Annotated in this window: 2 protein-coding genes; one reads left to right on the top strand and one right to left on the bottom strand. The window is 67.5% G+C overall.

Annotated elements, in window-relative coordinates:
• Positions 1-453 (bottom strand): transposase (locus tag ACTWQJ_RS50955; protein ID WP_443313128.1); only part of this gene is annotated, 453 nt, incomplete at its 3' end.
• Positions 454-670: 217 nt separating this feature from the next.
• Here ACTWQJ_RS50955 and ACTWQJ_RS50950 point away from each other — a divergent pair.
• The gene (locus ACTWQJ_RS50950; RefSeq protein WP_443313127.1) at positions 671-1,873 is read left to right on the top strand and encodes an IS110 family transposase; all 1,203 of its coding nucleotides are present in this window, start codon (positions 671-673) and stop codon (positions 1,871-1,873) included.
• Positions 1,874-1,923: the final 50 nt, after the last annotated feature.

The following is a 1,923-nucleotide window of genomic DNA, read 5'->3' as shown; positions in this document are numbered from 1 at the left end:
GCAGGCGAGGGAGACGAGGGCGTCGTGGAGGTCGAGGCGTCTTTCCCAGCGGACGGCCAGGCGCTTGAAGTGGTGCAGGAGCGAGAAGGTCTGCTGGACGACGTAGCGGAGCTTGCCCAGGTCCTTGATGTTCGGGGCCCCTTTGCGGGAGATCACCGGCAGGATCCGGCGCCTGCACAGCTCGCGCCGGTTGGGGTTGCTGTCGTATCCCTTGTCGCCGAGCAGGGCGTCGGGCCGGCGGCGCGGCCGTCCGGGCTTGCCGGCCACCGGCGGGATGCCGTCGACCAGGGCCAGGGTCCGGGTGACGTCGTTGACGTCGGCCGCGGTGGTGATGACCTTGAGCGGGGTGCCCCTGCCGTCGCAGATCAGATGGTGCTTACTGCCTGTCTTCCCGCGGTCGACCGGCGACGGACCGGTGGCCTCGCCCCCGTTACCTTCTTCGTGGCCTCGCAATGAGGTTCCCGGCCTTCGGCCCCGGCATGACTTCGCCCCCTCGTCGATGATGATCGAAAAAGTGGTGTCACCGGGATCGAAGGCATTGGCAGACCGCTGATTAGAGGCCCGAGCACCGATCCCGGACGGGGGAGGCAGTCTCTTCGTAACGTGGATGCCGGCACGCTGATGCCGCAGGTGAGGGCTGGGAGAGCACGAGCAGCACAGGAGCAAACACGTGACCGCTGACGGTGAGATCGACGTCTACCTGGGTCTGGACGTCGGCAAAGGCGAACACCATGCCACGGCGCTGACCCCAGAGGGGAAAAAGGTCTTCGACAAGCGGCTACCCAACACCGAACCGAAGCTTCGTGAGGTGTTCACCAGGCTCCAGACCAAACACGGCACCGTTCTGGTGGTGGTCGACCAGCCCGCCTCCATAGGCGCGCTGCCTCTGGCCGTGGCCCGCGACGCGGGCTGCCGCGTCGCCTATCTCCCGGGCCTGACGATGCGGCGCATCGCCGACCTCTACCCGGGTGAGGCCAAGACCGATGCGCGCGACGCGCACGTCATCGCGGACGCCGCCCGAGCAATGCCGCACACACTGCGTGCCGTTGAACCAGCCGACGAGACCGTGGCCGAGCTGGAGATGCTCACCGGGTTCGACGACGACCTGGCCACCGAGGCGACGCGGACCAAGAACCGCCTGCGGGGCCTGTTGACACAGATCCATCCACCGCTGGAAAAGGTCGTTGGCCCTCGCCTGGACCACCCCGCCGTGCTCATACTGCTCGAACGCTTCGGCTCCCCGGCCCAGCTCAGGAAAGCAGGGCGACGCAGGCTGGTCGCACTGCTGCGGCCGAAGGCGCCGCGGATGGCCGAGCGCCTGGTCGAGGACATCTTCACCGCGCTCGACGAGCAGAGCGTGGTCGTTCCGGGCACCGACGCGGCCGCCCTGATCATCCCCAGTCTCGTCTCCACGCTTGGCTCCGTGCTGGACCAGCGCAGGCTCCTCGCCGCGAGGATCGAGGAACTTCTGGAGGCTCACCCTCTTTCCGCGGTCCTGACCTCCATGCCCGGCATCGGGGTCAGGACCGCCGCCCGCATCCTCATCGACGTCGGCGACGGCAGCGCCTTCGCCACGGCCGGACACCTGGCCGCCTATGCCGGCCTGGCCCCGGTCACCCGTGCCTCTGGCTCCTCCATCCGTGGTGAACACCCCGCCCGACGAGGCAACAAGCAGCTCAAACGCGCCTTTTACCTCGCCGCGTTCGCCTCGCTTTCACAACCGGAGTCACGGGCCTACTACGACAGGAAGCGCCGCGAAGGGAAGCACCACGTCGCAGCCCTGATCGCCCTTGCCCGACGACGCATCGACGTGCTCTTCGCAATGCTCAGAGACGGCACCTTCTATGAGCCCCCGACTCCCACCACAGCTTGACGAAAGCCATAGAGGCACTTTTTCGCGCGGATGGGGGAGGCATCCACGCA

Source organism: Streptomyces sp. KR55 (assembly GCF_052245645.1).
GTDB lineage: Bacteria > Actinomycetota > Actinomycetes > Streptomycetales > Streptomycetaceae > Streptomyces > Streptomyces flavusporus.
Note: the sequence above shows the minus strand (reverse complement) of the source record. Positions and strands in the feature narration are given on the sequence as shown.